Raw genomic sequence first — 25804 nt, 5'->3', positions numbered from 1 at the left:
CGGTGATCCTCGATCAATTCTTTTTCTCGACCAGTTGGCCGACGCCCGGAGCCCTCGCGCCGGTGGCAAGCTCTTCGGGATCGTCGACCGCGTCGACGCCCAGCAGGCCCGCCATCTGGCGCGCGCGGCTGCGCAACGTCTCTGGCGCGTTCTCATCGCGTGCAATCTGGGCGAAAAGGGGGCCGGCAAGGTCTTCCTTGCCCTGTTTCAGGTACGCGACGCCGACGAGTTCGCCCGCCGCGCCGAACCACGGACTGCCCGGCGTCGCCAGCGGCTTGAGCCTGTCGACGACGGCCTGCGGTTCGAGCGTGTCGAATTGCGCCGAGACCTCGCGGATCGTCGCCAGGTCGCGGAACGGCTCGGGCACTTCTGCATCGGCGGCGACTTCGGCGAACAGCTTTGCCGCGTCAGCGGTGCGATCCTGCCGCTGTGCGATACCGCCCTGCAGCAGCTTGGCGAGCGCGACGCTTGCCCCCGAACCGTCCGCCACAATGGTGGCAAGCTGCTCCTGCGCGGAATCGAGATTGCCCGCTTCGACGCGGTCGATCGCGACGATCAGCTGCTCCCCGCGCTCGCCCTCGCTCTCGGTCTTGCTGTGCTGCCACCACAGGTAGCCGCCCAGAGCCGCGAGGCCGATGACGATGGCGGCGATGACAGGAATGCCGAAGCGCTTGAAGAAATTGGACATTTCGTCCTGGCGGAGGGCATCGTCCACCTCGCGCATGAAGACGTCCTGCTCGGCCGCCTTGCGCTTTTCCTTCTGGTCTTCGGGAGTGGAGTTCTTGTCGGGGCGCAGGGCCAAGGATCGCGCTTTCTTCTGGATTTATGACGATTTGGGGCGCTGTTTAACGGATGGACCGACCATTTCAACAAATGATCATGGTCCCGCCTCCATCGACTGGCCGTTCTTCGGTGAAGCCGCGCTGAACACCCGCTCGATTCACGGGAAGCTTTCGCGTTTCATCGCCCCGGCATAGACCGACCTGTAAGCCTCGATCATGGCCTTTTCGTCGTAGAATTCGCGGGCGCGGGCCCGGTTCGCCTTGCCGATCTCGTTGCGAAGCGCCTCGTCCGCGGCCAGCGCAGCTATCGCGCCCGACAGCGCCGTCTCGTCCCCGCCGGGCGCAAGGTAGGGCCGGTTCTCCGGCGCGAGCATGTCGGCGACGTCGCCGACATCGGGCGAGGCTACCGCGAGTCCCGCCGCCATCGCCTCGAGCACCGAGACCGGAAACTGCTCGCTTTCGGACGAGAGCGCGAAAAGATCGAACAGCCCGACCGCGCTCGCCGGATCGCTGACGAACCCCGGCAGGTGGACGCGGTGCCCGACGTCGAGCCGCACCGCCTCGTCGCGGATCGCGTCGCGCTCGGGTCCTTCGCCGAGGATCACGAGTTGCCATTCGTCGGGCAGCCCGGCGAACGCGCGGACCAGTCGCGGCAGGTTCTTCACGGCGCGCAGTCCCGCCAGCGTGCCCAGCCACTTCTCGCCCGGCCGCTTGACCACGCGTGGCAGGGCGTCGGGCTTCACCTTGCGGGCGTAGGCCTTCGTGCCGATACCGTTGGGAATCCGCCGGACGCGGGCCCGTGGCTGCTGCCAGGCGTCGAGCGCGATCGCCTCGAGCCGCTTCGAGGGAACGACGAGCGCGGAGGTTCGCCCCAGCGCGATCCGCCGGAACCAGTTGCGGCTGCGCCTGAGGCCGTTCGCTTCCTCTGCGTTGAAGCCGTCCTCGTGGTGTACGAGCGGAGCCAGCCGGTAGACGTCGCGGAAAACGGTGTGCGCCATCACCGCATCCATCGCGCCCCAGTTGTAGGTGAGGATCAGGTCGTGGCCCGCCATCGCCTGCGCTATGCGGCGCAGGCGTCCGGGCAGCGGCTTGCCTTCGAGCGAGGGGAATTCGCGCGGATAGGCGACGGCGATCTTCGGGTCGATTGCGTCGCCCGCGCCGGTCGCGCCTTCGACTGCCGACACGATCGTGTGCCCGGCCCCCTTGCCGAACGCATTGATCAGCTTGGCGGCGCGCAATTCCTTGCCGCCGGCATGGAAGCTCGAATGGAGGTGGAGGATCCTTATCGGCATGGAATGCAGGACCCGGTCAGCCAATGCGTGCCAGTAGCGCGTCGATCGCCGCGAGAGCCTCGGGCTCGTCGAGCGACGGGGGATGGCCGACACGCGGCACGACTACGGCTTCGGCAAGGGGCATGCGTTCGAGCATGCTGGTCACGGTGGCCGCACTCAGCAGTTCGGACAGCTCGCCGCGCAGGACGAGCACCGGCTTGTCGGAAAGCGCGTCGATGCCCGCCCAGACGTCGGGCTGCCTTTCCGGATCGAGCTCGGCGGAAGCCTCGCCGATGCGGATGTCGAAATCGAGCAGGATGCGCCCGTTGCCGGATAGCACCATCTGGCGCTTGGCCATCCGCAGCCAGTCGGCGATGTCATGGTCGGGATAGCCGTGGCCATGCACCTCCTCCAGCCAGCGCGCGGCGTGCATCCACGTGGGAAAGCTGCGTCCTTGCGCCGCGTAGTCCTGTATCTGGCGCATGCCCGGCGGATCGAGGAACGGGCCGATGTCGTTCAGCACCGCGCCCGCGATGCGATCCGGCGCGGTCATCGCCATCGCCATGACCATGATTCCGCCAAGCGAGGTGCCCACCGCTACGAAACGATCGACTTCCAGCTTCGCGAGAAGCGCGGTGATGTCGGCGATATAGGCCGGAACCTTGTAGCTCTCTGCGTCCTTCGGATAGTCGCTGTCCCCGCGCCCGCGCATTTCCGGGCAGATGAGGCGCCATTCGCCCGCGAGGTGCGCTGCCAGTCCCTCGAAGTCGCGCGCGGTGCGGGTCAGGCCGGGCAGGCAGAGCACCGGCGGACGATCGTCGCGGCTTGAACGGTCGCGACCGGGATAGTCGCGGTAATGCAGTTCGAGCCCGTCCTCGCTCGTCCAGTACCCATCGGCATAGTGCGTCATCTGCGATCCCGGAAAAGCCCGCCGTCCCCTCGCCCCGCTTGCGTGGCGGGCATGTGCCGCCCACTATTGCCTTGATGAGCCAGGAACCGCAAGCGAGCCCCTATCGTCCCGACTACCGCCTCAAGCCGCTGGCCCGCTGGCTGGGCAGCGAAGTGGCCGCGGCGGACTTTCCCGAACATCGCCTGCGCTTCCGGAACGACCGCTGGGCCGGGGCGGTGGGGCTGTCGAGCCTCTCCGACGAGCAGTGGATCGCGCATTTCGGCAGGTTCGAGCCGCTGCCGGACAATATGCCCGGCCCGCTCGCTCTGAAGTATCACGGGCACCAGTTCCGCGTTTACAATCCCGACATCGGCGACGGGCGCGGGTTCCTGTTCGCTCAGTTGCGCGACGGGGAGGACCGCCTGCTCGACCTCGGGACCAAGGGTTCGGGGCGGACGCCCTACAGCCGCGACGGCGACGGGCGCCTCACGCTGAAGGGCGCGGTGCGCGAAATCCTCGCGACCGAGATGCTCGAGGCGCTTGGCGTCTGCACCAGCAAGACCTTCTCGGTGATCGAGACCGGAGAGGAACTCCGGCGCGGGGACGAACCTTCGCCCACGCGCTCCGCCGTGATGGTCCGGCTGAGTCACGGGCACATCCGTATCGGGACCTTCCAGCGGCTCCTCGTCCTTGAGGAGATCGAGCGCATCGAGGAACTCGTCTCCTATTGCCTCGAGGCGTTTCCCGGCGCGCAGCCACCCGGGGGAGCGACGGCGGCGAGCGAGCCTGCCGTGATCTTCATGCACCAGGTCGTGGCCCGGATGGCCGACCTTGCCGCCTCCTATATGGCCGCCGGTTTCGTTCACGGCGTTCTCAACACCGACAACATGAACGTGTCCGGGGAAAGTTTCGATTACGGTCCCTGGCGCTGGCTGCCCCGGTGGGACCCGGCCTTCACCGCAGCCTATTTCGATCACGCCGGCCTCTACGCGTTCGGTCGCCAGCCGGAAGCGTTTCACTGGAATTGCGCGCAACTGGCGATCGCGCTGCGCCCCATTGCGGACAGCGAACCGCTGATCGCGGCGCTCGATAGCTTCGCGGGCCTCTACCGCGAGCGGTTCGCGCTGCGCTTCGCCTGGCGACTGGGAGTTCGCCCGAAGGACGTAGAGGAAAACATCGCGCTGGTGTCCGCCGCCGAAGCGCACATGCGCGATGCCGGCATTTCGCCCGACGAACTGCACTTTCGCCACCGTGGCGGCCGGGATGCTCCGACGGGCGCTTTCGGCGACCTGCTCCGCACTTTCGAGAGTACCGAGGGGGGCGGGAATTCGTTCTGGCAGGCCGATGCGCCGCCCACGCTGCACATCGACGAAGTGGAGCGGGTCTGGGCGGCGATCGCCGAGAACGACGACTGGCAACCTCTCCGCGACAAGGTCGGCGCGATCCGCGAACTCGGCGCCGCATTGGGGACCTCGCCGCAAAGGCTTGGTTAACCCTCTTTGTCTATCAGGGTCGAACCGGATGGTTTCGATGATTGGCAATACGGGCTTCCCGATGGAACGGAAAGGAAGGGCACGATGGACGCGGTAGTCTCCGGCAGCGCCCTGTCCACGGGTGATGGCGAGGCGATGAGTGCGCCTGTCTTCGGCCCGGAAATCGTCTCGTTCGAACCGGCTACCGGCAAGGAAATCTGGCGCGCACCGGTCTCGGACATCGACGAGGCGATAAAGCGCGCCCGGCGCGCCTGGCCCGCCTGGGCGGCGCAGCCGCTCTCCACCCGCATGGAACTTGTCCGCCGATTCGCCAACGAGGTGCGCAAGGATGCCGAGAAACTAGCCACGATGATCTCGCGCGAGACCGGCAAGCCCCAGTGGGAGGCGGCCGCCGAAGTCGAAAGCGTGATCGCCAAGGTCGAGGTTTCGATCCGCGCCTTTGCCGAGCGCACCGCTCAGCGCCGATTCGACAATGCCATGCAGGGGACCTCCGCCGTCCGCCACAAGCCGCACGGCGTGCTCGCCGTGCTCGGGCCGTTCAATTATCCGGCGCACCTGCCCAACGCGCACATCGTGCCCGCGCTGATCGCGGGCAACGCGGTGATCTTCAAGCCGAGCGAGAAGGCCCCCGCCACGGGCGAGATGCTGCAGCGCTGCTTCAACCGCGCGGGCATCACCTCGGCGATCATGCAATTCGTCTGCGGCGGTCCCGAAGAGGGCAAGCAGCTGGTCGCGCACGACGGCATCGACGGCGTGCTGTTCACAGGGTCCGCCAACACCGGCATCAACATCAACCGCAAGCTCGCGACGCGGCCCGACAAGATCGTCGCGCTCGAAATGGGTGGCAACAATCCCGTCGTCCTGTGGGACACCCCTAAGCTGACCGACGCCGCCGCGCTGATCGTGCGTTCGGCGTTCTCGACCGCGGGACAGCGCTGCACGGCCGCACGCAGGCTGATCGTCAAGTCCTCGATGTACGACAGCATCGTGCCCGAACTGAAATCGCTGGCCGACCGGCTGATCTTCGCCGAACCCTTTGCCGAGCCCGCGCCGTTCATGGGACCGGTCATCGACAATGCCGCGGCCGACGGCCTGACGGAGAGCTTTCTCTATCTGCTCAGCCGCGGCGGCAAGGCGATCAAGCACCTGGTTCGACCGGACGAGAACCTGCCGTTCCTGTCGCCCGCGATCATCGACACGACCGCGATGCCCGACCGGCCCGATGTCGAACTGTTCGGACCGATCCTGCAGGTCATCAAGGTCGACGATTTCGACCAGGCGATCGCCGAGGCAAACAATACGCGCTTCGGCCTTGCCGCCTCTCTGATCGGAGGCACGCCGCAGGAATACAACCGCTTCTGGGCGAACGTGCGGGCGGGCGTCATCAACTGGAACAAGGGCACGATCGGCCCGAGCCACGCGGCACCCGTCGGCGGTATCGGCCTTTCGGGCAACCACCGGCCGACCGGCTATTACGCGGCCGACTATTGCGCCTACCCGGTGTCTTCCGGAGAGCTTGACCAGCCACGCGCGCTTATCGGGATCGGATTGCGCAGCGGCGGCGAATAGGCCGCCGCCCGGAGCCTTACTTCCCGCTGGAAACGAGGTCCACTTCGGTCAGGCCGTTGTCCAGCTCGCGCGCATAAATCACGTATGCCTGGCTGCCTTTCTCGCCGCCAAGCACGCGGTCGCCGCCCTCGGTGCGGTGCTCGGCGCTGTAGCCGGCCTTGCGCAGGCGCGTGTAGTAATAGTTCAGCACGTCGTCGGGGGTGACCGGGCTCACGAAGCTGACAACGCTCAGCGCGCAACCGTTGCTGTTCGTGCCCGCCGCTTCCTGCACGGACCCGCGCGGATAGACCGACAGCGGCTCGGGCAGGCGCGATGCCCAGTTCATCGAGTATTCGACGCGCTGGGTGCAATCGACCTGGCTGCTGCGGGTGGCCTGCGCCACCTGCGCAGCCGTCGCCGCGCTTTCGACGAGCGAGGCGGTGCCGCCGCTCGCGGGCGAGGGAGCCGTCCGGAGCGATCCGCCAGCCTTCTGCTGCGCCTCGTTCCTGGCCGCCGCGATCGCTTCGGGACTGCGCTGCTCGGGCGGAAGTTCGACGCGGTTGCTGCCCGCCGAGACCCCTGCCCCGCCCTGGTTCTGACCGGACAGTTCGGGATCGACCATGATCTGGTCCTCGAGCGCGCCCGACGCGGCCGGATCATCCTCCGCCGACTGTCCCGCCTCGTTGTCGCTGCCGCTGCAGGCCGCGAGAAGCGCGAGGCTGGCGACACTTGCCAGGGTAAAACGGGCGGGAGACGTCATCGGTTATGCTCCATGCTTCGGTGCGCGCAGCCTGCTGTTCTCGCGCAGGACGACGCTTAACATGCCGTTAGCCTTTGCGGCTAATCGTTAACGCATTATTGCCAAGCACGGTTAATGCACGCGCAGCGATTCCGGCGTGCCAAATCGGGAAAGCTTCGGAAAGCAGAGTTAAGGCCTTGCGCACGGAAAGAGGGCGCCCCCGGCAGGCCAGGAGCGCCCTCTCGGCGCGGCATGCGACCCGCGATGCCGCGCCGTCCCCCAACGCGTCGCCGTTACGCGAAGGAGAACAGGGAAACGGGGTGTCGGATCAGCGGCAGCGCGAATTGCCCCTGGCGACTTCGCGGCCGAGCAGCGCACCGCCGGCAGCGCCGAGGATGGTGCCGAGTGACCGGTCGTAGCCGCCATCGATTTCGCGACCGAGGAGCGCGCCGACCGCGCCACCGATGATCAGGCCGGTGGTGCCGTCCTTCTTCCGGCAATAGACCCGGCCGTCGCGGCCCCGCCAGACGCGGGTGTCGCGGTAGACCGGATCGCCGCGATAGCCGCGACGGTCGTAGTCGCGATAGCCGCGCTGCGAGTAATAGCGGCGGTCGTCCCTGTAGCGCGAGTTCTGCGCGCTCGTCTCGCCGGCGCCGATCGTCGTGCGCTCGGAATTCCAGGCTGTAGCGGCGGTCGCCGGAACTGCGGTCGCCAGCATGCCGGCAGTGGCTGCGGCGAGGGCGGTGGTCTTGATGATCTTCATAATTCGTCTCCTCGTTCGGCTTCTCGGGCCTCCCACCTGAGCGGCCGATGTGTTCATGAATACGCCTCCATTCCTGAACGATCGGCAACATCTGCGTCAGATTCGAGATTTGCGACGAACCGTGAGGAGATCGTCGGCGAGCCGATGCTTGCGGCGGCTTCCGGCGGGGACTAGGGGCGGCCGACGGAGCCTTTCGATTGAACAAGCTGAACGACCGGGGCCCTTCGGGCGGCCTTCCCTACGCGCTGGGCGCGTACACGATCTGGGGGCTGATGCCCCTCTACCTGATGGTGGTGCGATTCGTGCCGCCGGTCGAGCTGGTCGGCTGGCGAATCATCTTTACGCTGCCCTTGTGCCTGGCGATCGTGGCTTTGCGCGGACAGGGCGCGGACCTCGTCAAGGCCCTGCGCGACCGCCGCGCCCTCGGCCTGCTGCTTGTCAGTTCGATCCTCATCGGCACCAACTGGCTGGTCTACATTCTCGCGATCCAGCACGGGCACTATTTCGCCGCCAGCCTCGGCTACTACATCAACCCGCTGATCAATGTCCTTGCGGGGACGATCTTTCTCGGCGAGCGGCTGAGCAGGCTGCAATGGGTCGCCGTCGGCATCGCGGCGCTGGCGGTGGGAATCCTCGCGTGGGGAGCACGCGACATGCTGGGCATCAGCCTGACGCTCGCCTTCAGCTTCTGCGCCTACGGGATCGTGCGAAAGCTGGTCTCGGTCGGCTCGCTGCCGGGACTGACCATCGAATCGGCGATCCTCCTGCTACCTGCTGCCGGCGTCGTCGCGTGGTTCGCGGCCGGTCCGCAGGGGACCGCCATCGGCTCGGGCTTCGGCCGCGACGCGCTGATCGCGTTCGCGGGCGTGGTGACTGCCGTGCCGCTCCTGCTGTTCGCGACGGCGGCGCGGCGGATGGACTATTCGGTGCTCGGCTTCATCCAGTACCTGGCCCCGACGATCGTCTTCCTGCTCGGCCTGTTCTATTTCAAGGAAGCCCTCCGCCCGATCCAGCTGGCCTGCTTCATCGGCATCTGGAGCGCGCTCGCGATCTTTTGCTGGGACCTCTATTCCCGGTCGCTAAAGCGCCGCCGCGAAGCGTAGCGGCTCGCCATTCGCCGCGTCGGCGAGCTGGCCTTCCCACATCGCCGACCGGCCGCGAACGATCGTGCCGACGACCCGGCCTTCGAGTTCCATCCCGGCGAACGGCGTCCAGCCGCAGCGGCTCTCGTTCCAGTCCTCGGTGACGGTGAAGCTGCCCTTGCGGTCGACGACGGTGAAGTCGGCATCGTAGCCGGTGGCGATCCGGCCCTTGCCGACCAGCCCGAAGATGCGCTGTACCCCGGCGCTCGTCATGTCGATCAGCCGGTCGAGCGTCATCCGGCCCTTGGCGACGTGATCGAGCATCAGCGGCAGCAGCGTCTGGACGCCGGGCATCCCGCTGGGGCTTTGCGGATAGGGCCTGGCCTTCTCTTCGCGCGTGTGCGGCGCGTGGTCTGAGCCGATCACGTCGGGCACACCCTGCCGCAGCCAGTGCCAGAGACCCTCGCGATGCTCGGCGGAGCGGATCGGCGGGTTCATCTGCGCATAGGTCCCGATCCGGGGATAGGCCTCTTCCGCCGCCAGCGTCAGGTGCTGGGGAGTTACCTCGCAACTGGCGATGTCGCGGTGCCGCGAGATCAGTTCGAGTTCGGCGGGCGTGGTGATGTGGAGAATGTGGATCGGTCGCCGTGCCTGTCGCGCCAGCCGCAGGATGCGCGTCGTTGCCAGCATCGCGCTCTCGTCGTCGCGCCATACGGGGTGCGAGGAGGGATCGTCGTCGACACGCAGGTCCTTGCGCTCGTTCATGCGGAACTCGTCCTCGGCATGGATGGCGACCCGGCGCGATCCGCTGGCCAGAACGCGCGCCAGCTCCGCATCTTCGGCCACGAGCAGGCTGCCCGTCGAAGCGCCCATGAAAATCTTCACGCCGGCGGTGCCGGGAATCCTCTCGAGCTCGCGCAGTTCCTCCGCATTGTCCGCCGTCGCGCCGACGTAGAACGCGTGGTCGCAGTACATACGGTGATGCGCGCGCTTCAGCTTGTCGGCGATCCGGTCTGCGGTGTCGGTGTTGGGATTGGTGTTGGGCATCTCGAAAACCGCCGTCACCCCGCCCATCACGGCGGCCCGGCTCCCGGTTTCGAGGTCTTCCTTGTGCTCCAGCCCCGGCTCGCGGAAATGCACCTGGCTGTCGATGACGCCCGGCAGGATGTCGAGGCCGGTACAGTCGATGCGCCGCACTGCATCGGGATAGCTGCCGACACCGACGATCCGGCCATCGCGCGCCGCCACGTCCGCCTGCGCGGGGCCGGAGGGCGTGTGTACGGTTCCGCCCGTCAATACGAGTTCGGGTGACGTGCCGTCCATGTCGCTTCCTTTCGTCGATTCGGGCGTGCGCCTTGCGCAGGTCATCGCATCGGGCGCATCCCGCAGCCAGTCAACCAGTGCAACCTCCGGCATGGCGGGGGCGTTCCATCGCTACTACATTGAGCGCGGACGCAAGCCGCGCTATCCTGCGCACGCGAAAGGAAAAATGCCATGCGCGTGGTGATTTACGACGAGGAAAGCCTGGAGCCGATCACGGTGGTGAACCTGCCGGGTCTCACCGACCGGGCGCTCGAGGAAAAGCGACACTGGCGCATGACGTTGCCCTCGCCGCAGGCTGAAGGCGGCGACGTGCGCAGGGCGATCGCCAAGCCGCGCTACGTCGATCTCGAATTCGACAAGATCAGCCGGGTCAGCCTCCACCACGGGGTGCAGGAGACATGGCTTTGCCTGACGCGCGCCACCGAGCTTGCGATGCTGCTCGTGCCCGACTGGCTTCCCGGCCAGCGCCCCGCGATCGAACGCCTGCAGGAAGAGAACGCGCGTCTCGCCAGCCTGATGGAAAGCACGATCACGTCGCTCTGATTTGCGTTCCGGCGGAGCGAGTTGGTCCCCGCTCCGCCGTTTTCGCGAGATATACCCGCCTCAGTCCTCCGGGAAATTGCCCGCAATCGCGATTTCGGACACCGGCTTGCGACCGCTCATCTTCTCCTTCTCGCGCAGGTCCTCGGGCAGCTTCTCCTTCGCATCCTTTCGCCCGATCGCGACTGCTGCCTCGAGCCGGTGGTCGTCGGGAATGCCGAGTTCGGCCTGAGCCTTCTCGAAATCGATCCCGGTCATGCCGTGGGCGTGGTAGCCCATCGCATGCGACTGGAGCGCCATCATCGCCCACGCTGCCCCGGCATCGAAGCTGTGGCTGTGATTGGGCGAGGACTTGCCGTCCGGGCCGCTCGAATTCCGCGCCGAGACGATGAACAGCACGACCGAAGCATTCTTCGCCCAGCCCTGGTTGAACTCGACCAGAACCGAGAGGAAACGCTTCCAGTTCTCGTCGCCGCGATGCGCGTAGAGGAACGTCCATGGCTGGACGTTGAAGGCAGAAGGCGCCCAGCCGGCGGCCTCGAAAATCACTTCGAGGTCCTCCTGCGGCATGGGGCTCTCGTCGTAGGATCGCGGCGACCACCGCTCGACGATCAGCTTCTCGACACGCGGATCTGCTTCGTTGCGTTCTGGCATGGGGATTTTCCTTCGGGTTTTGGGATTCGGGGTTGGAAAGGTCAGGCTGCGTCGACGAGGACGAGTTCGCTGTCCTCGGCGGCGGTTACGGTGAAGCGGTCGACTCCGGTAATCGCGACACCATCGCGCGCATTGGCGGGCGTACCGTCGACATCGATCCGCCCGCTCGCGGAAACGAGGTAGAGGTGGCGGCCGGGTTCGGTCTCGTAGGTCGCCTGCTCTCCGGCAGCGAGCGTTGCGCCCAGAACGCGGGCATCGGCCCGGATCGGCAGCGCATCGTCGCCTTCGATGCCGGATGCGAGCGTGACGAAACGTCCGCTGCGATCGCCCCTCGGAAAGGGACGCGCGCCCCAACTCGGCGCTTCGCCGCGCCGGTCGGGCAGGATCCAGATCTGGAACAGCCTCGTCTGCTCGTCTTCGAGGTTGAATTCCGAATGCTCGATGCCGGTTCCGGCGCTCATCACCTGCACGTCGCCCGCGCCCGTCCGGCCTTCGTTGCCGAGGCTGTCGCGGTGGGTGATCGCGCCTTCGTGCACGTAGGTGACGATTTCCATGTCGCGGTGCGGATGGGACGGAAAGCCGCTCTTCGCCGCGATGGTGTCGTCGTTCCAGACGCGCAGGCGGCCCCAGTTGGTGCGCGCCGGATCGTGATAGCCGGCGAAAGAGAAGTGGTGACGTGCATCGAGCCAGCCGTGATCGGCCGCGCCGAGGCTTTCGAAAGGACGAACTTCAATCATCTGTCGCTCCTTGTATCTCTTGGTCGAGCCCCAGATAGTCTTTGCGCTTCGTCCTGAAAATTGCGATAAAAGCATCTGAAATGTTCAAGGTTTCAGAACATTGGATGTAGGCCAGCCCAGTATCGAACAACTGCGCATCTTCCTTGCGGTTGCCGAGGAGGGCAGTTTCAACGCGGCGGCGAAGCGCCTGGGCAAGGCGATTTCGGCGGTCAGCTACGCAATCCGCAACCTCGAGGCGGTTCTCGACACCACGCTGTTCGAGCGCGAGGGCTCGCGCCGTCCGGAACTGACGGAGGCGGGCAGGGCGCTTATCCCCGACGCACGTCTCGTCGCCGGGGACATCGACGGGCTGATGGCGCGCGCCCGCTCGCTGAAGCAGGGTCTCGAGGCCGAACTCTCGATCGCCGTCGACGTGATGGTACCGGGAGAGGTGACCGCGCACGTCCTGCGCGAATTCCAGCGCATGTTCCCTTCGGTCACCCTGCGGCTGCAGGTCGAGGGACTCGGCGCGATCGCGGCGCTCGTGCTCGACGGCACGGCGACGTTCGGCATCGCCGGACCCGATGTCGGGACGCACCCGGACCTGGAGCGACAATCGGTAGGGTCGGTGGCGCTGGCCCCCGTGGCCGCGCCGTCGCATCCGCTTGCCACACTCGACCGCATCCCGCCGGGCGAAGCGCGCAAGCACCTGCAGCTCGTCCTGACCGACCGTTCGAAACTGACCGAGGGGCAGGACTTCTCGGTCTTCGGCGCGCGGACCTGGCGTCTTGCCGATCTCGGCGCAAAGCATGCCCTCCTGCGCGAGGGCATCGGCTGGGGTTCGATGCCGCTCCACGCGATAGCCAAGGATCTCGCCGACGGAACGCTCGTGCGCCTGCCGCTGCCCGAGAGTCCCGTCTTCGAATACGGGCTCTCCGCCATCTGGCGCCGCGATTGCCCGCCCGGCCCCGCCGCCTGCTGGACGCTCGACGCCTTCACTGACCGGCTCGGCGACTGTCCGGCGGGGAGTGAGGAAGGCGGGAATTGAAGCAGGCGGGCGATTGCCAACGCGTCCTGCAGCCCCCACCTTCGGTCCATGACCGGAACCCGCCTGTTCGACCGAGCCCTGATCCGTATTTCCGCCGACGCCCCGGACGAGGATGCGGCGGAATTCCTGCAAGGTCTCGTCACCAGCGACGTGAAGGGGTCGCTGCCGGTCTGGGCCGCGCTGCTCACGGCGCAGGGCAAGGCCCTGTTCGACTTCATCGTCTGGCCTTCAGGCGACGACCTGCTGATCGATTGCGAGGACGGCCAGGCTGACGCGCTCGCCAGGCGGCTGTCGCTTTACAAGCTGCGCCGCAAGCTGACGATCGGGCGAGACGATTCGATTGCAGTGCACTGGCGCGCCCACCCCGGCGACGGGGCGGCGACCGATCCCCGGCTGGCGGCGCTGGGCGAACGCTGGCTGGCGCCTGCATCGGACGGGGACGCCCCTGCCGACGATGCGTGGCGCGCGCATCGCCTCTCGCTCGGGGTGGCCGAGGGTGTGGCCGAACTGGGCAGCGACAAGACGCTCTGGCTCGAATGCAACGCGATCGAACTGAACGGCGTCAGCTTCGCCAAGGGCTGCTACGTCGGTCAGGAGAACACCGCGCGCATGAACTGGCGGCAGAAGGTAAACCGTCGCCTGATCGTGGTGCCGCTCGACCGGTCGGACGAAAAGCGCAGGAGGGCGGCCTATCCCGAGCTGGAGCTCGCGGTCGACCACCTGCGCATCGACGACATCACGCCAGATCTCCGGCCGGACTGGCTTCCGGAGCCTTCGGCCTAGGCAGCCTGCCGGTCGCCCTCGGAGCCGTCGTCGTCGCCGCCACCGAACGAGGCTCGGCAATCCGCGACGTAGATCACCGAGGTCACGTCTCCGCCGCGCCCGGCGCAGAAACGCTTGCGCGTCTCGCCGGTCGGTTCGAACCCGACCTCCTTCAGGACTTGTGCGGCGCCCTTGTTGTCGGCGAAGTGGCTGGCAAGGATGCGCCTGTAGCCGAGTGCGCGGGCTTGCGTGACGACCGCGCGCACGGCCTCGGTCGCATATCCCCTGCCCCGGTAGTCCTTGCCGATCCAGCAGAACAATTCGGTGTCGGGGCCTTCCTTGAAAAGCCAGATGCACCCGACCAGCTTCGTTCCGCGACCTGCGGGAATGGTGATGAAAAAGTACGGCATGAGCTTGCCGCGAGGTTCCTGCAGCGCTTCGCGAACCTCGCGCGCACTGGTCGGCAGGCTCGCTGCCGGGACGTTCCTCGCGACCTCTTCCTCATGAAGGAGGGTCAGCACCTCTTCGCTGTCCTCGGGCCACCCCGGCCGCAGGAACAACCTCTCCGTTCTAATAAACATTCTCGGCAACTCCGACACGAAATCGCCCCCGCTGGCAGCGACTATAGTCAGAATATTACATAAGCGCGACCGCTTGCGCCAAGTTGCACCAGAATCACGATATTTCTGCAACGCAAAATGGCGCGCGCACGAAAAAGGGGAGAGGCCTGCGGCCCTCCCCCGATTCGCTTAACATGCGTCAAGGGCCGCCTGAGAGAGGCCGCCTGCGAGTCGCGGTGTTACTCGGCCGCTTCGGCCTGCGCGTCGACCGACACGTACTTGCGACCGAGCTTGCCGTCGTGAAAGCGCACGCGACCTTCGGCGAGCGCAAACAGCGTGTGATCCTTGCCCATGCCGACATTCACGCCGGGATACACCTTGGTACCGCGCTGGCGCACGATGATGTTGCCGCCGATAACGTTTTCGCCACCGAACTTCTTCACGCCGAGGCGGCGGCCTGCTGAATCGCGACCGTTGCGCGACGAACCGCCGGCTTTCTTATGTGCCATCTCGCTCTACTCCGAACTTATTCGGCGGCGCCGTCTTCGGCCTTGTCGGCCTTGGGCGCTGCCTTCTTGGTCTTCTTTTCCTCGCCGCCGACGGAGAGGATGCGCAGGAGGGTCATCTGCTGGCGATGGCCCTGCTTGCGGCGATAGTTGTGACGGCGGCGCTTCTTGAAGACGACCACCTTCTCGCTCTTGGCCTGCGCGATGATCTCGGCCGAAACCGTGACTTTCGACGCATCGGCAACCTTGCCGTCGTCGCCCGCGAGCAGGACGTCGCCCAGGGTGATCTTGTCGCCGGCGTCGCCCGCCAGCTTCTCGACCGCGATCTTGTCTCCGGCGGCAACCCGGTACTGCTTGCCGCCCGTGCGCACTACTGCGAACATGGTGCCCTTACCTTCAAATTCGTCTGGCCGCCCCGGCCGCTGCAATCCCTTGCGGAAGTGCGCGCGAGCGACGCGCCGGTCACCCCGCCGAATGCAGGGGCCGGAAAGAGCGATGCCGTTAGTCCAAGAGCCGACTCGTGTCAACCGAACTCGGGACCTGTCGAGACTTGCTCTCGCCAGCGCCGCGCGGCGTGCTATGGAACGCCGATGAACCGCATTGTCGCCCTTCCCGCAACGATTGCAGGCGCGCTCCTCCTGTCGGCCTGTGCTTCGACCGCGGGCGAGTACCCCTCGCTGGCCCGGCGCGACATTGAGCGCGTGTCGGGCACTGCGATGCCGGTGGAGCCAGCCGTGCCGCAGGTTCCGCCCCTTCCGCCGAGCGCGGCGACCGAGGCGCGCCTTGCCGAGTTGCTTGCGCAGGCGCGCGAGGCGAACCAGCGCTTCCTCGCGGTCAGGCCGCAGGCGCAGAACGCGGTCGCCGGGGCCGGAGGGGTTGCATCGGAAAGCTGGATCGACGCGAACGTCGCGCTTTCCCGTCTAGAAGCGGCGCGCAGCCGCGCGATGGTCGCGCTGGCAGAGCTCGACCAGCTCTACGCGGCCGAACGGCTCGAGAACTTCAACGCGGTTTCGCCAACCGCCGAGGCCATCGCCGCCGCTCGCGACACCGTCGATTCGTGGGTACAGGCGCAGACCGATACGATCGGTTCGCTGTCCGGCAGGCTGCCCGGCGCCTGAACGTCAGGTCCAGCGGCGCAGGTCGGCATGGTCGGCCTCGCGCGGCTCTATCCAGTGCCAGCCGTCGGATCGCCGCTCGCGCTTCCAGAACCAGGCCGCGCTCTTGAGGTGATCCATCGTGAAGTCGGTCGCCTCGAACGCATCGCGCCGGTGCCGCGCCGCCGCGGCGACGAGGACGATGGGCGCGCCGGGTCGCATCATGCCGACGCGGTGATGGACGAGGATGCCGTCGAGATCCCACCGCGCCAGCGCCCTGTCCGCCAGCGCGTTCATGTCGGGCAGCGTTAGCGGCTCGTAGTGCGTGAGTTCGAGGACCTTGACTTCCTCGTCGGGACGCACCTTGCCCACGAAGCTGGCAATGCCGCCCGCCTCCGGGTGCGCCTTGGCGAACAGGCCCAGCGACTTGCCCGGCGAAAAGCCCTTGTCGAGCAGGCGGACGTCCTTCACGCGGGGCTCCTCAGCCTCCGCTCACCGGCGGCAGGAACGCGATCTCGTCTCCGTCCTTGGGCCTGATGCCACGCCCGTCGGCGACGATCTCGCCGTTGAGCGAAACGCGGATGCGGTGGGTTTCGAGCTGGCCGGCCAATCCCTCGTCCACCTGCCGCAGCAGCCCGTCCATGTTCGGCGCGGGATCGACCTCCACTTCCGGTGCCCCGGCGACGTCGGCCAGCTTGCCAAGGAATACGAGCCTGATCGCCATGTCAGCCCCCGGTCATCGACATGTGGCGCGCGAGTGCCGGCGCCTGTCCGCGCCGGTCGATCGCGAAGTTGTGGCGCTCGGGCTTGATTCGCATCGCGGTATCAAGCGCTGCGTGCAGTTCGGCCTCGGGGTTCGCCGAGCGCATCGCCGCGCGCAGGTCGACCCGCTCGTCGCCGCCGAGGCAGGCGAAAAGCTGTCCGGTCGCGGTCACCCTCAGGCGGTTGCAGCCTTCGCAGAAATTGCCGGTGAGCGGCGTAATCAGTCCGAGCCTGCCGCCGGTCTCGGCGACGTCGAAGTAGCGTGCAGGACCGCCAGTGCGGTGCTCGCTCGCCGTCAGCGTCCAGAGCCGGTCGAGCCGCTCCTTGACCGCCACAAGCGGAAGGAAATGATCGATCCGGTCTTCCTCGACCTCGCCCAGCGGCATCACTTCGATGAGAGTCGCGTCGAAGTCCTGCCCGTGCGCCCAGGCGACGATGTCGGGAATCTCGTCCTCGTTGAGGTCCTTGAGCGCGACGGTGTTGATCTTGACCGCGAGCCCGGCATCGCGAGCCGCGGCAAGCCCCTCCATCACGGCGGGCAGCGAATCGCGGCGGGACAGGCGGGCGAACTTTTCACGATCGAGCGTGTCGAGCGAGACGTTGATCCTCCGCACGCCCGCTTCGGCAAGTTCGTGCGCGAAGCCGGCAAGCTGCGTTCCGTTGGTCGTCATCGTCAGTTCGTCGAGCCCGTCGCCCAGCTTGCGCCCCAGCGCGCGGACAAGCTCGATCATGTCGCGGCGCACCAGCGGCTCTCCGCCCGTCAGCCTGATCTTGCGAATGCCGCGGTCGATGAAGCCGAGCGCCATGCGGTGAAGCTCCTCGAGCGACAGGACCTCGGCCTTGGGCAGGAAGGTCATGCGCTCGGGCATGCAGTAGGCGCAGCGCAGGTCGCAGCGATCGGTCACCGACAGCCTGAGGTAGGTGATCGCGCGCGCGAACCGGTCGACCAGTGGTTTGGCGGAACTCATCTCTCGTCGAATAGCACGGTGCCCGCACCGGTTCCATCCAGGGGCAGGTATTGACCCGTCACGCCGTCTGCATCGGCAAGGTAGCGGACCGCTGCCGCGACCGCGTCCTCGTCGTCGGACGCCACGGCATTGACGCGGCGCGGCGCGCAGGAGCGGGCGAGCGACTGCACGGCGGCCATCCGCCACGCGCTATGGGTATGGTCCGCCGGAGCAAAGACGACGGTGATCGGGTCGCGGGTTTCCGAAAGCGCGGAGACGATCCGGGGCAACTCGCGACCGTGGAAGGCGGCAGACGCGGCCAGCGCCCCTTCGGGCAAGGCAGCGACCCGCAGGATCACCGGCGTTCGCGCCGCAAGGTGATGCCGATGCTTTCGCCCGCTTCGGCAATCGCCAGCTTGACGATCTTGACGGTGACCGCCTCGACCCGGTCGTCCTGCAGGAACAGCGTTTCGCAGATGTGGTCGGCGACCGCCTCGATCAGCTTGAAGTGCACGCCGGGCGGCAGCGCCCCGGTCGCGGCGAATTTCAGGTCCATGTAATTCTTGGACGCGCCGAGCGGAGTATCCGCCGCGTAACGGTCGGCAGGCTTAAGGCTGGCGGCGATGGAAATGCGCAGCGGCTGCGGCTTGCCGGTCTCTTCGGAATAGATCCCGGTGAGCACGTCGACATCGAGGTCGGCCACTTCGAGGATAAGCGAATCGGTCATGCCGCCCCTTAGCCCGGATTGCTCCAGCGCGCGAAAATGGCGGTGGGGAGCAGGCGCCCGCCCTCGCCCTCCTCGCGCACGGCGAGGTCGCCATGTTCCACGATGCCGGGAAGGTCCGCGAAAAGCTCCGCCAGCAGGCCGCCTATGGCGAGCGAGGACATGCGAACCGCGTAGACGGTGAGGAAAAGGAAGCGGCTGTCCTCGTCGAGCAGCTTGCGACAGTCGGCGACAAGGCCGGGGAGGTGCTCTTCGAGACGCCAGACTTCGCCGCCCGGCCCGCGCCCGAACTTGGGCGGATCGAGAATGATCCCGTCGTAACGCTTCTCGCGCCGGACCTCGCGGGCGGCGAACTTGGCCGCATCGTCGACAAGCCAGCGGATCGTCCGGTCCCCGAAGCCCGAGAGCGCGGCGTTTTCCTTCGCCTGGGCGACCGACTTCTTCGATGCATCGACGTGCGTGACCGGGCCGTGGCGCGACAGCGCGAGCGAGCCGACGCCGGTATAGCCGAACAGGTTGAGCGTTGCGGCGTCGCCCTGGCGGTCGGCCACCCGGTCTCCCATCCAGTTCCAGACGGGAGCCATGTCGGGAAAGAAGCCGAGATGGCGGAACGGGGTGCATTGCGCGGTGAAGCGGACCTGTTCCTCCCCGTTGGGCCAGGCAAGCGGCCAGCCGTCGCGCGGGACATTGCGGGCGAATTGCCAGCGCCCGCCGCCGTCCTCGTCGGAACCGGGGACGAACTCGGCATCCGCGTGCCATTGCGCGCCCGCGGGATCGAGCCGGGGCGACCACATCGCCTGAGGCTCGGGCCGAACGAAGCGGAAGCCGCCATAGCGTTCCAGCTTGCGGCCATGCCCCGAATCGACAAGGCCGTAGTCCTGCCAGGCCTCCCCGGCCAGAACGACGGGGCCGGATGCAAGCGCCGCCATCAGGCGCGCGGGACGGCGTGCTCTGCCACGAAGCCGGACACGGCCTCGTACGTTCCGTCCAGTTCGGTGTAGCGCTCTTCGCGGTCGAACAGGTCGCCAACGCGTGCCGGCAGCGACGGCCGCTGGCCGGTCGAGCGTTCGACCGCATCACGGAATTTCGCCGGATGCGCGGTCGCCAGCGTCACCACGGGCACGTCGGCAGGCAGGTCGGCGGTCCGCGCGGCATGAAGTCCGATAGCGGTATGCGGATCGACGATTTCGGCGCATTCGGACCAGGCCCAGCGCAAGGTGCGGGCCATGTCGTCGGCATCGGCGCGGGCGCTCGAAAACAGGGCCGATGCGCCTTCGCGCTGCGCGTTGGTAAGCTGCATCGCCTTCGTCTGCTCGAAACCCGCCATCTGGCGCGACAGCGCGCCGCCGTCGCGACCGCCGAGATCGAACAGCAGACGCTCGAAATTCGAGGAAACCTGGATGTCCATCGATGGCGCGGCGGTGGGCGTGACCGTCCCTTGCGAATAATCGCCGGTGGTCAGCGCGCGGTGGAGGATGTCGTTGACGTTGGTCGCCACGATCAGCCGCTCGATCGGCAGTCCCATCCGGGCCGCGACGTAGCCTGCGAAGACATCGCCGAAGTTGCCCGTCGGCACGGCGAACGCGACCCGGCGCTGCGGCGCGCCGAGCTGGAGCGCTGCGGCGAAATAGTAGACCACCTGTGCCATCAGCCGCGCCCAGTTGATCGAATTGACCGCCGAGAAGCGGAAGCGCCGGTTCATGTCGGGATCGTTGAACATGCGCTTTACCATCGCCTGCGCATCGTCGAAGCTGCCGTCGATGGCGAGGTTGTGGACGTTGGGCGCAAGCACCGTGGTCATCTGGCGGCGCTGGACGTCGCTGACACGGCCCGAGGGATGGAGCATGAAGATCTCGACCCGGTCGCGCCCGGCCACCGCATCGATCGCGGCGGACCCGGTGTCGCCGCTCGTCGCGCCGACTATGGTCAGCGGATCGCCGCCACGCGCGAGAAACTCCTCGAAGAACAGCCCGAGAAGCTGGAGCGCAACGTCCTTGAACGCCAGCGTCGGCCCGTGGAACAGTTCGAGCAGCCAGTTGCGCTCGTCCAGCTGGGTAAGCGGGGTGACGGCGGCATGGGCAAAGCGTCCGTATGCCTCGCGCGTCAGTTCGAGAAGCCGCGCGGGCGAAAGGCAGTCCCCGACGAAAGGCTGCATCACCTTCTGGGCGAGGTCGGCGTAGGGCAGCCCGGCGAAACCGGCGATTTCCGCTTCGGAAAAGCGCGGCCACTCGCTCGGTACGTAGAGCCCGCCGTCCGATGCCAGCCCGGCAAGCGTGGCGCCCGCGAAATCGAGCGTCGCGGCGCTCCCCCTGGTGCTTACGTATTCCATCGTGCCGCCGCGCCTAGCGAGGCCCGTCGCGCCCGGCAAGGCGCTTCCTGACGGCAAGCGCGTAGATCACCAGCGCGATGACTGCGAAAAAGAACCATTGCACGGCGTAGGCGAGATGGTTGTCCGGCACTTCGGACGGATCGGGCAGGGCACTGGCCTGCAGGCCTGCGACCGGGGGATCGGCGACAAGGCGCGGCCCCGGTGCGACGATGCCGGTCACCGTACCGCCGCCCCACTCGATCCTCTCTGGCGCGCGCTGCCAGCCCAGCACGACGAGCGCCGGCTCGCCTTCCGGGGTAAGGCATTCGGCGGTTACCGCCAGCCCGCTCTCGCCTTTCGCATTGCGCCCGGCGATCGAGGAACTGCCGGCGATCGGCGCGCAGACAAGGCGGGCGCGACGGTAGAGCTGAGGCTTGCCGTCAGCCCCGAGCGCGGGCCAGTCGAGAACTTCGGGATTGTCCGCCGCTGCGGCGTAGCCGGCCTTCATCGCCGCCTTCTCATCGGCGCGGTCGAGTTGCCAGAACCCCAGCACGATCATCACCGCAACGGCGGCGAGCACGACCAGCGTCGAGAAGACAGGCAGCGTCGAGAACACGGGCGACGACCTGAGGCTCACTTGCGCAGGCGACCTTCTCCTGCCTCGCGCTGGTATTCGGCGGCTAGCAGCGCGGCCTTGCCGGCACGCAGGCCCCATATCACGCCAAGCGTCGCCAGCGGGACCCACAGCAGGACATGCACCCAGAAGGGCGGCTCCACCGCGAGTTGCAGCCATACCGCGCCGATCACGATGATCGCACCCACGATGAGGGTGAGGAACGCCGCAGGCCCGTCTCCGACATTGAACCGGTCGAAATCGAGCGTGCAGACACGGCAACGCGGCGCGAATTTCGCCATGCCGTCGAACAGCGTCCGGGCTCCGCAGCGCGGGCACAAACCGAAAAGGGCAGCCGGAACGAGTCCCGGCTGCCCTTTCGAAGTGTCTTGCGGTCCGTCCATCAGTGGATCGGCGCGCCCCAGCCGCCCCAGACGTAGACGGCGACGAAGAGGAACAGCCACACGACGTCGACGAAGTGCCAGTACCACGCAGCCGCCTCGAATCCGAAGTGCTGGCGCGGCGTGAAGTCGCCGTTGTACGCACGCTTCAGGCAGACGATCAGCATGATCGTGCCGACGATGACGTGGAAGCCGTGGAAGCCGGTCGCCATGTAGAAGGCCGAACCGTACGTGTTCTCGCCGAACGGGAACGGCGCGGCAGAATATTCATAGGCCTGGATCGAGGTGAACAGCAGGCCGAGCAGAATGGTCAGCCACAGGCCCTTTTTCAGGCCATCGCGGTCGCCATGGATCAGCGAGTGGTGCGCCCAGGTGACCGTCGTGCCCGAACACAGCAGGATCAGCGTGTTGAGAAGCGGGAGGTCGAAGGGATCGAGTACCGCCTCGATCGCGGCGGGCGGCCAGACGCCGTCGACGGCCTCGGACAGCTCGGACGGGAACAGCGCGAAGTCGAAGAAGGCCCAGAACCAGCCGACGAAGAACATCACTTCCGAAGCGATGAACAGGATCATCCCGTAGCGCTGGTGAAGCTGGACGACGGGAGTATGATCGCCCGCCTTCGATTCCGCCACGATCTTGGAAAACCACTGGTACATCGAGAACAGCAGGAGCGCGAGGCCAGCCAGCGTGATGTACTTGCCCGCCGCCATGTCGTGCATGAACAGCACCATGCCGGAGGTGAACGTAAAGGCCCCGATCGTGGCCATCAGCGGCACGATGTCGGGTGGCAGGATGTGGTAATCGTGGTTCTTGGTTCCGGCCATGGTGCCTTGTGTCCCCGTCTTGCAGCATTCGCGGCCAGATCGCCGCGATCGAAATTATGGAGCGCCCCTTAACTTCCCGATCCCGTGCGGTCCAGAGACTTCGTCTCGTCCGCGGCCGGGTGAAACGTGTAGCTGAGCGTGATCTGTTCGACCCAGTCCGCGTCCGGATCGTCGAGGATCGCGGGGTCGATGTAGTAGAGCACCGGCATGCGCACTTCCTGCCCCGGCTCCAGCGTCTGCTCGGTGAAGCAGAAGCACTGGACCTTGCTGAAGTACTTGCCGACATAGGCCGGCTCGACGTTGAAGGTGGCGGTGCCGGTGATCGGACGGTCGGAAGTGTTCTTCGCCGTGTAGATCGCCATGTCGCGTGCGCCGATGCTGACCGTGTCGGTCACCTGCAGCGGCTTGAATTCCCAGGGCATGCCGCGCTCGACGTTCGCATCGAAGCGGACCGACATCGTCTTGTTCGTAGCCGAAACGGTCGCTGCCTGCGCTGCGTCCACCCGCTGCGTCGTTCCGCCGAACCCGGTCACCTGGCAGAAGAGGCGATAGAGCGGCACCGACGCGAAACCGAGGGCCAGCATTCCCAGCGCGACGAGCAGGAAAATGGCACCGGTCCTGCGATTGCGATTGTGAAGCGTGGCTGCGGTCATGGTCTGTCAGTTCATCTTGGCTATCGAGATGAAATACACGAGAATGACGAACGCCGCGAGAATGCCCGCAAGGACGAGATTGCGGTTGCGACGGATCCTGTCGTGCTTCGGATCGCTCATTGGCCTGCCATGATCAGCATGGTCCAGCGATCGATCACCAGGGCCCCGAACAGCGCGAACAGGTAGACGATCGACCACGCGAAGAGCTGCTTTTCCGGCTTCATCCGGTCATCCTCGACCGAAGTGCGCATCCCGACCCGGAAGCCGAGCGCCAGGAACACGAGCGAAAGGACGATCGCCGAGACGCCGTAGACCGCACCGGCACCGCCGATGATCCACGGCAGTACCGTCAGCGGCAGAAGCAGGACCGAGTAGACCAGGATCTGGCGGCGGGTCACCTGCTCGCCCGCGACGACGGGAAGCATCGGCACTCCTGCGTGCGAGTAGTCCATGCGCACGAACAGTGCGAGCGCCCAGAAGTGCGGCGGGGTCCAGAAGAAGATGATCGCGAACAGCACGACCGGCATCAGCGTGATTTCGCCAGTCGCCGCGACCCAGCCGATCAGCGGCGGAAAGGCGCCGGCAGCTCCGCCGATCACGATGTTCTGCGGCGTGCGCGGCTTCAGCCACATCGTGTAGACGACGACGTAGTAGAAGATCGAGAACAGCAGGATCGCCGCCGCAAGCCAGCTTACGGCGAAGAACATCAGGAAGACCGACGCGCCGGACAGCGCAAAGCCGAAGTCGCGGGCAGACGTCGGGTTCATGCGCCCCGAAGGCAGCGGCCGCGCGGCGGTCCGCCGCATCTTCGCGTCGAGATCGGCCTCGAGCCACTGGTTCAGTGCCCCGGCGCCGCCGGCACCCATTGCGATGCACAGGATGGCGGTGAAACCGATCACCGGGTCGATCGCGACCGGCGCTGCCAGCAGGCCGCACAGCCCGGTGAAGATCACCAGTCGCATCACGCGCGGCTTGGTCAGCGCGAAGAAGTCGCGCCAGTCGGTCGGAGCGTGAAGTACTGCGGTCTGGTTCATGTTCGTTTCGTTCGCACCATGGCGAAGACTTCGTATGGACGGGCTCTTCCCGATTGCGGAAAGAGCCCGGCCCGGTCAGCGGTGGTGGTGGTGGTCCTCGATAACGGGGAGCGTCTCGAACTGGTGGAACGGCGGCGGGCTCGACAGCGTCCACTCGAGCGTCGTCGCGCCCTCGCCCCAGTAGTTGTCCTCTGCGCGGCGTCCGGCAGTGAAGGCGTAGACGATGTTCACGAACCAGACGACGATCGAGGCTGCCATGATCATGTAGCCGAGCGTCGCGATCTCGTTCCAGTACGCATATGCCTGGGCATAGTCAGGGTAACGGCGGGGCATCCCCTGCAGCCCGAGGAAGTGCATCGGGAAGAAGATCAGGTTCACGCCGACGAAGAACACCCAGAAGTGGACGTGGGCGAGCAGTTCGGAGTGCCAGCGCCCGCTCATCTTCGGGAACCAGTAGTAAAACCCGGCGAACAGCGCGGTCACGGCGCCGAGCGACAGCACGTAATGGAAGTGCGCCACGACGTAGTAGGTATCGTGCAGCACGTCGTCGACGCCGCCGTTGGCGAGGACCACGCCGGTCACGCCGCCGACGGTGAACAGGAAAATGAAGCCCATCGCCCAGACGAGCGGCGACTTGAACTCGAGGCTGCCGCCCCACATCGTCGCGATCCACGAGAAGATCTTGATGCCCGTGGGCACCGCGATGACCATCGTGGCGGCGGTGAAGTACATCTTCGTGTTAACCGAAAGGCCGGTTGTGTACATGTGGTGCGCCCACACGACGAAGCCGACCACGCCGATCGCGACCATGGCGTAGGCCATGCCGAGGTAGCCGAATACCGGCTTGCGGCTGAAGGTCGCGACGATCTGGCTGATGATGCCGAAGCCCGGCAGGATCATGATGTAGACCTCGGGATGCCCAAAGAACCAGAACAGGTGCTGGTAGAGCACCGGATCGCCGCCGCCGGCCGGATCGAAGAAGGTCGTACCGAAGTTGCGGTCGGTCAGCAGCATCGTGATCGCGGCGGCCAGCACCGGCAGCGCGAGCAGCAGCAGGAAGGCGGTGACCAGCACCGACCACACGAACAGCGGCATCTTGTGCAGGGTCATGCCAGGCGCACGCATGTTGAAGATGGTGGTGATGAAGTTGATCGCGCCCATGATCGAGGCGGCACCGGCAAGGTGCAGCGAGAAGATCGCGAAGTCGACGGCAGGCCCGGTGGCCCCGTAGGTCGACAGCGGCGCATAGGCGGTCCAGCCGATACCGGCGCCCGGTCCCATGCCGCCCGGCACGAAGGCCGAGATCATCAGCGAGCAGAAACCGGCAACGGTCAGCCAGAACGAGATGTTGTTCATGCGCGGGAACGCCATGTCCGGCGCACCGATCATGATCGGCACGAACCAGTTGCCGAAGCCGCCGATGACCGCAGGCATGACCATGAAGAAGACCATGATAAGGCCGTGCGCGGTGATCAGCACGTTCCAGAGATGGAGCGACTGGTCGAACGTCGGGTTGGTCGCGCCGAACCAGCGCGCGAACGTATCGAGGTACTGGATGCCCGGCTCGGCCAGCTCGACGCGCATCATGCCCGAAAAGGCGCCGCCGATGATGCCGGCGAAGATCGCGAAGATCAGGTAGAGCGTGCCGATGTCCTTGTGGTTCGTCGACATGAACCAGCGCGCGAAGAAGCCGGGATGCTCATGCGCGTGATCGTGGTGATCCTCTGCGTGCGGCTGGAAGGATTCGGGGGCGGTAGTGGCCATGGTC

The 25804-nt window shown here is 66.5% G+C and carries 31 protein-coding genes; 7 read left to right on the top strand and 24 right to left on the bottom strand.

Annotated elements, in window-relative coordinates:
• Positions 1-13: 13 nt before the first annotated feature.
• From FHS75_RS07450 to FHS75_RS07440, 3 genes are all read right to left on the bottom strand, one after another.
• On the bottom strand, positions 14-802 hold the full coding sequence (locus FHS75_RS07450) for a tetratricopeptide repeat protein (protein ID WP_179407047.1): 789 nt from the start codon (positions 800-802) through the stop codon (positions 14-16).
• Positions 803-940: 138 nt separating this feature from the next.
• Positions 941-2074, bottom strand: coding sequence for a glycosyltransferase family 4 protein (locus FHS75_RS07445; RefSeq protein ID WP_179407046.1), 1134 nt, complete (start codon positions 2072-2074; stop codon positions 941-943).
• A 16-nt stretch (positions 2075-2090) separates the two neighbouring features.
• Complete coding sequence (locus FHS75_RS07440; protein WP_179407045.1) at positions 2091-2963, bottom strand: alpha/beta fold hydrolase; 873 nt, start codon at positions 2961-2963, stop codon at positions 2091-2093.
• 74 nt (positions 2964-3037) lie between these two features.
• Between FHS75_RS07440 and FHS75_RS07435 the strand changes: the two genes are divergently transcribed.
• Together FHS75_RS07435 and FHS75_RS07430 are read left to right on the top strand one after the other, a co-directional pair.
• The gene (locus FHS75_RS07435; RefSeq protein ID WP_179407044.1) at positions 3038-4435 is read left to right on the top strand and encodes a protein adenylyltransferase SelO family protein; all 1398 of its coding nucleotides are present in this window, start codon (positions 3038-3040) and stop codon (positions 4433-4435) included.
• A gap of 135 nt (positions 4436-4570) precedes the next feature.
• Complete coding sequence (locus FHS75_RS07430; protein WP_179407430.1) at positions 4571-6004, top strand: succinylglutamate-semialdehyde dehydrogenase; 1434 nt, start codon at positions 4571-4573, stop codon at positions 6002-6004.
• A gap of 16 nt (positions 6005-6020) precedes the next feature.
• Here FHS75_RS07430 and FHS75_RS07425 read toward each other — a convergent pair whose 3' ends face one another.
• Together FHS75_RS07425 and FHS75_RS07420 are read right to left on the bottom strand one after the other, a co-directional pair.
• Entirely contained in the window at positions 6021-6743 is a 723-nt protein-coding gene (locus FHS75_RS07425) for a hypothetical protein (protein WP_179407043.1), read from the bottom strand.
• Between the two features lie 307 nt (positions 6744-7050).
• Positions 7051-7485, bottom strand: coding sequence for a glycine zipper 2TM domain-containing protein (locus tag FHS75_RS07420; RefSeq protein ID WP_179407042.1), 435 nt, complete (start codon positions 7483-7485; stop codon positions 7051-7053).
• Positions 7486-7682: 197 nt separating this feature from the next.
• Between FHS75_RS07420 and rarD the strand changes: the two genes are divergently transcribed.
• On the top strand, positions 7683-8588 hold the full coding sequence (gene rarD, locus FHS75_RS07415; protein WP_268234535.1) for an EamA family transporter RarD: 906 nt from the start codon (positions 7683-7685) through the stop codon (positions 8586-8588).
• Here rarD and FHS75_RS07410 read toward each other — a convergent pair.
• Positions 8565-9890 carry a dihydroorotase gene (locus FHS75_RS07410; RefSeq protein ID WP_179407428.1) on the bottom strand — a complete coding sequence of 442 codons (1326 nt, stop codon included), beginning with the start codon at positions 9888-9890 and terminating at the stop codon, positions 8565-8567. The two genes, rarD and FHS75_RS07410, sit on opposite strands and share 24 nt — an antisense overlap.
• Positions 9891-10061: 171 nt before the next feature.
• Between FHS75_RS07410 and FHS75_RS07405 the strand changes: the two genes are divergently transcribed.
• Positions 10062-10433 (top strand): hypothetical protein, encoded by a 372-nt coding sequence (locus FHS75_RS07405; RefSeq protein WP_179407041.1) that lies wholly within the window; start codon positions 10062-10064, stop codon positions 10431-10433.
• 60 nt (positions 10434-10493) lie between these two features.
• Here FHS75_RS07405 and FHS75_RS07400 read toward each other — a convergent pair whose 3' ends face one another.
• Together FHS75_RS07400 and FHS75_RS07395 are read right to left on the bottom strand one after the other, a co-directional pair.
• On the bottom strand, positions 10494-11084 hold the full coding sequence (locus FHS75_RS07400) for a nitroreductase family protein (protein WP_179407040.1): 591 nt from the start codon (positions 11082-11084) through the stop codon (positions 10494-10496).
• Between the two features lie 41 nt (positions 11085-11125).
• Entirely contained in the window at positions 11126-11821 is a 696-nt protein-coding gene (locus FHS75_RS07395; protein ID WP_179407039.1) for a pirin family protein, read from the bottom strand.
• A 100-nt stretch (positions 11822-11921) separates the two neighbouring features.
• Between FHS75_RS07395 and FHS75_RS07390 the strand changes: the two genes are divergently transcribed.
• Positions 11922-12848 (top strand): LysR family transcriptional regulator, encoded by a 927-nt coding sequence (locus tag FHS75_RS07390; RefSeq protein WP_179407038.1) that lies wholly within the window; start codon positions 11922-11924, stop codon positions 12846-12848.
• 48 nt (positions 12849-12896) lie between these two features.
• On the top strand, positions 12897-13631 hold the full coding sequence (gene ygfZ, locus FHS75_RS07385; RefSeq protein WP_179407037.1) for a CAF17-like 4Fe-4S cluster assembly/insertion protein YgfZ: 735 nt from the start codon (positions 12897-12899) through the stop codon (positions 13629-13631).
• On the opposite strand, the gene FHS75_RS07380 is transcribed toward ygfZ, so the two are convergent.
• From FHS75_RS07380 to rplU, 3 genes are all read right to left on the bottom strand, one after another.
• Complete coding sequence (locus FHS75_RS07380) at positions 13628-14191, bottom strand: GNAT family N-acetyltransferase (protein ID WP_179407036.1); 564 nt, start codon at positions 14189-14191, stop codon at positions 13628-13630. The genes ygfZ and FHS75_RS07380 overlap by 4 nt on opposite strands.
• 218 nt (positions 14192-14409) lie before the next feature.
• The gene (gene rpmA / locus FHS75_RS07375; protein ID WP_179407035.1) at positions 14410-14679 is read right to left on the bottom strand and encodes a 50S ribosomal protein L27; all 270 of its coding nucleotides are present in this window, start codon (positions 14677-14679) and stop codon (positions 14410-14412) included.
• Positions 14680-14696: 17 nt separating this feature from the next.
• Positions 14697-15059, bottom strand: a complete 363-nt coding sequence (rplU, locus tag FHS75_RS07370) for a 50S ribosomal protein L21 (protein WP_179407034.1) — start codon at positions 15057-15059, stop codon at positions 14697-14699.
• A 207-nt stretch (positions 15060-15266) separates the two neighbouring features.
• Between rplU and FHS75_RS07365 the strand changes: the two genes are divergently transcribed.
• The gene (locus FHS75_RS07365; protein ID WP_179407033.1) at positions 15267-15794 is read left to right on the top strand and encodes a hypothetical protein; all 528 of its coding nucleotides are present in this window, start codon (positions 15267-15269) and stop codon (positions 15792-15794) included.
• A gap of 3 nt (positions 15795-15797) precedes the next feature.
• Here the strand turns inward: FHS75_RS07365 and FHS75_RS07360 are convergent, their stop codons facing one another.
• The 13 genes from FHS75_RS07360 to ctaD form a co-directional block, all read right to left on the bottom strand.
• Entirely contained in the window at positions 15798-16241 is a 444-nt protein-coding gene (locus FHS75_RS07360; RefSeq protein WP_179407032.1) for a molybdenum cofactor biosynthesis protein MoaE, read from the bottom strand.
• Between the two features lie 10 nt (positions 16242-16251).
• A complete protein-coding gene (locus FHS75_RS07355) occupies positions 16252-16494 on the bottom strand; it encodes a MoaD/ThiS family protein (protein ID WP_179407031.1) in 243 nt (80 codons plus the stop codon).
• 1 nt (position 16495) lies between these two features.
• Positions 16496-17500 (bottom strand): GTP 3',8-cyclase MoaA, encoded by a 1005-nt coding sequence (gene moaA / locus FHS75_RS07350; RefSeq protein WP_179407030.1) that lies wholly within the window; start codon positions 17498-17500, stop codon positions 16496-16498.
• Positions 17497-17838 carry a Rossmann fold domain-containing protein gene (locus FHS75_RS07345; RefSeq protein ID WP_179407029.1) on the bottom strand — a complete coding sequence of 114 codons (342 nt, stop codon included), beginning with the start codon at positions 17836-17838 and terminating at the stop codon, positions 17497-17499. The genes moaA and FHS75_RS07345 overlap by 4 nt, the downstream gene beginning before the upstream one ends.
• Positions 17835-18206 carry a dihydroneopterin aldolase gene (locus tag FHS75_RS07340; protein WP_179407028.1) on the bottom strand — a complete coding sequence of 124 codons (372 nt, stop codon included), beginning with the start codon at positions 18204-18206 and terminating at the stop codon, positions 17835-17837. Before FHS75_RS07340 ends, FHS75_RS07345 begins: the two co-directional genes overlap by 4 nt.
• 8 nt (positions 18207-18214) lie before the next feature.
• A complete protein-coding gene (locus tag FHS75_RS07335; protein WP_179407027.1) occupies positions 18215-19132 on the bottom strand; it encodes an RsmD family RNA methyltransferase in 918 nt (305 codons plus the stop codon).
• Positions 19132-20532, bottom strand: coding sequence for a threonine synthase (gene thrC / locus FHS75_RS07330; protein WP_179407026.1), 1401 nt, complete (start codon positions 20530-20532; stop codon positions 19132-19134). Before thrC ends, FHS75_RS07335 begins: the two co-directional genes overlap by 1 nt.
• 13 nt (positions 20533-20545) lie before the next feature.
• Positions 20546-21148 carry an SURF1 family cytochrome oxidase biogenesis protein gene (locus tag FHS75_RS07325; protein ID WP_268234534.1) on the bottom strand — a complete coding sequence of 201 codons (603 nt, stop codon included), beginning with the start codon at positions 21146-21148 and terminating at the stop codon, positions 20546-20548.
• Positions 21145-21528: a DUF983 domain-containing protein gene (locus FHS75_RS07320; protein WP_179407024.1), complete on the bottom strand. Its 384-nt coding sequence runs from the start codon at positions 21526-21528 to the stop codon at positions 21145-21147. Before FHS75_RS07320 ends, FHS75_RS07325 begins: the two co-directional genes overlap by 4 nt.
• Positions 21528-22349, bottom strand: coding sequence for a cytochrome c oxidase subunit 3 (locus FHS75_RS07315; protein WP_179407023.1), 822 nt, complete (start codon positions 22347-22349; stop codon positions 21528-21530). The genes FHS75_RS07320 and FHS75_RS07315 overlap by 1 nt, the downstream gene beginning before the upstream one ends.
• A gap of 68 nt (positions 22350-22417) precedes the next feature.
• Entirely contained in the window at positions 22418-23002 is a 585-nt protein-coding gene (locus tag FHS75_RS07310) for a cytochrome c oxidase assembly protein (protein ID WP_179407022.1), read from the bottom strand.
• A 116-nt stretch (positions 23003-23118) separates the two neighbouring features.
• Positions 23119-24036 (bottom strand): heme o synthase, encoded by a 918-nt coding sequence (locus tag FHS75_RS07305; protein WP_179407021.1) that lies wholly within the window; start codon positions 24034-24036, stop codon positions 23119-23121.
• Positions 24037-24111: 75 nt separating this feature from the next.
• Entirely contained in the window at positions 24112-25800 is a 1689-nt protein-coding gene (gene ctaD, locus FHS75_RS07300) for a cytochrome c oxidase subunit I (RefSeq protein ID WP_179407020.1), read from the bottom strand.
• Positions 25801-25804 lie beyond the last annotated feature (4 nt).

The organism is Novosphingobium marinum (assembly GCF_013408095.1).
Taxonomy (GTDB): Bacteria; Pseudomonadota; Alphaproteobacteria; order Sphingomonadales; family Sphingomonadaceae; genus Novosphingobium; species Novosphingobium marinum.
The sequence above is the reverse complement of the archived record's forward strand: the minus strand, read 5'-3'. Positions and strand labels throughout refer to the sequence as shown.

What these genes read in the sequence shown, in the direction of transcription:
- FHS75_RS07445 (WP_179407046.1), bottom strand. Translation starts at nt 2,074, where the DNA reads ATGCCGATAAGGATCCTCCACCTCCATTCGAGCTTCCATGCCGGCGGC.
- rpmA (WP_179407035.1), bottom strand. Translation starts at nt 14,679, where the DNA reads ATGGCACATAAGAAAGCCGGCGGTTCGTCGCGCAACGGTCGCGATTCA.
- FHS75_RS07430 (WP_179407430.1), top strand. Translation starts at nt 4,571, where the DNA reads ATGAGTGCGCCTGTCTTCGGCCCGGAAATCGTCTCGTTCGAACCGGCT.
- FHS75_RS07380 (WP_179407036.1), bottom strand. Translation starts at nt 14,191, where the DNA reads ATGTTTATTAGAACGGAGAGGTTGTTCCTGCGGCCGGGGTGGCCCGAG.
- rplU (WP_179407034.1), bottom strand. Translation starts at nt 15,059, where the DNA reads ATGTTCGCAGTAGTGCGCACGGGCGGCAAGCAGTACCGGGTTGCCGCC.
- FHS75_RS07310 (WP_179407022.1), bottom strand. Translation starts at nt 23,002, where the DNA reads ATGACCGCAGCCACGCTTCACAATCGCAATCGCAGGACCGGTGCCATT.
- FHS75_RS07335 (WP_179407027.1), bottom strand. Translation starts at nt 19,132, where the DNA reads ATGGCGGCGCTTGCATCCGGCCCCGTCGTTCTGGCCGGGGAGGCCTGG.
- FHS75_RS07395 (WP_179407039.1), bottom strand. Translation starts at nt 11,821, where the DNA reads ATGATTGAAGTTCGTCCTTTCGAAAGCCTCGGCGCGGCCGATCACGGC.
- FHS75_RS07305 (WP_179407021.1), bottom strand. Translation starts at nt 24,036, where the DNA reads ATGAACCAGACCGCAGTACTTCACGCTCCGACCGACTGGCGCGACTTC.
- FHS75_RS07315 (WP_179407023.1), bottom strand. Translation starts at nt 22,349, where the DNA reads ATGGCCGGAACCAAGAACCACGATTACCACATCCTGCCACCCGACATC.
- FHS75_RS07405 (WP_179407041.1), top strand. Translation starts at nt 10,062, where the DNA reads ATGCGCGTGGTGATTTACGACGAGGAAAGCCTGGAGCCGATCACGGTG.
- FHS75_RS07420 (WP_179407042.1), bottom strand. Translation starts at nt 7,485, where the DNA reads ATGAAGATCATCAAGACCACCGCCCTCGCCGCAGCCACTGCCGGCATG.
- FHS75_RS07410 (WP_179407428.1), bottom strand. Translation starts at nt 9,890, where the DNA reads ATGGACGGCACGTCACCCGAACTCGTATTGACGGGCGGAACCGTACAC.
- FHS75_RS07435 (WP_179407044.1), top strand. Translation starts at nt 3,038, where the DNA reads ATGAGCCAGGAACCGCAAGCGAGCCCCTATCGTCCCGACTACCGCCTC.
- moaA (WP_179407030.1), bottom strand. Translation starts at nt 17,500, where the DNA reads ATGAGTTCCGCCAAACCACTGGTCGACCGGTTCGCGCGCGCGATCACC.
- ctaD (WP_179407020.1), bottom strand. Translation starts at nt 25,800, where the DNA reads ATGGCCACTACCGCCCCCGAATCCTTCCAGCCGCACGCAGAGGATCAC.
- FHS75_RS07365 (WP_179407033.1), top strand. Translation starts at nt 15,267, where the DNA reads ATGAACCGCATTGTCGCCCTTCCCGCAACGATTGCAGGCGCGCTCCTC.
- FHS75_RS07400 (WP_179407040.1), bottom strand. Translation starts at nt 11,084, where the DNA reads ATGCCAGAACGCAACGAAGCAGATCCGCGTGTCGAGAAGCTGATCGTC.
- FHS75_RS07440 (WP_179407045.1), bottom strand. Translation starts at nt 2,963, where the DNA reads ATGACGCACTATGCCGATGGGTACTGGACGAGCGAGGACGGGCTCGAA.
- FHS75_RS07425 (WP_179407043.1), bottom strand. Translation starts at nt 6,743, where the DNA reads ATGACGTCTCCCGCCCGTTTTACCCTGGCAAGTGTCGCCAGCCTCGCG.
- ygfZ (WP_179407037.1), top strand. Translation starts at nt 12,897, where the DNA reads ATGACCGGAACCCGCCTGTTCGACCGAGCCCTGATCCGTATTTCCGCC.
- thrC (WP_179407026.1), bottom strand. Translation starts at nt 20,532, where the DNA reads ATGGAATACGTAAGCACCAGGGGGAGCGCCGCGACGCTCGATTTCGCG.
- FHS75_RS07355 (WP_179407031.1), bottom strand. Translation starts at nt 16,494, where the DNA reads ATGGCGATCAGGCTCGTATTCCTTGGCAAGCTGGCCGACGTCGCCGGG.
- FHS75_RS07320 (WP_179407024.1), bottom strand. Translation starts at nt 21,528, where the DNA reads ATGGACGGACCGCAAGACACTTCGAAAGGGCAGCCGGGACTCGTTCCG.
- FHS75_RS07340 (WP_179407028.1), bottom strand. Translation starts at nt 18,206, where the DNA reads ATGACCGATTCGCTTATCCTCGAAGTGGCCGACCTCGATGTCGACGTG.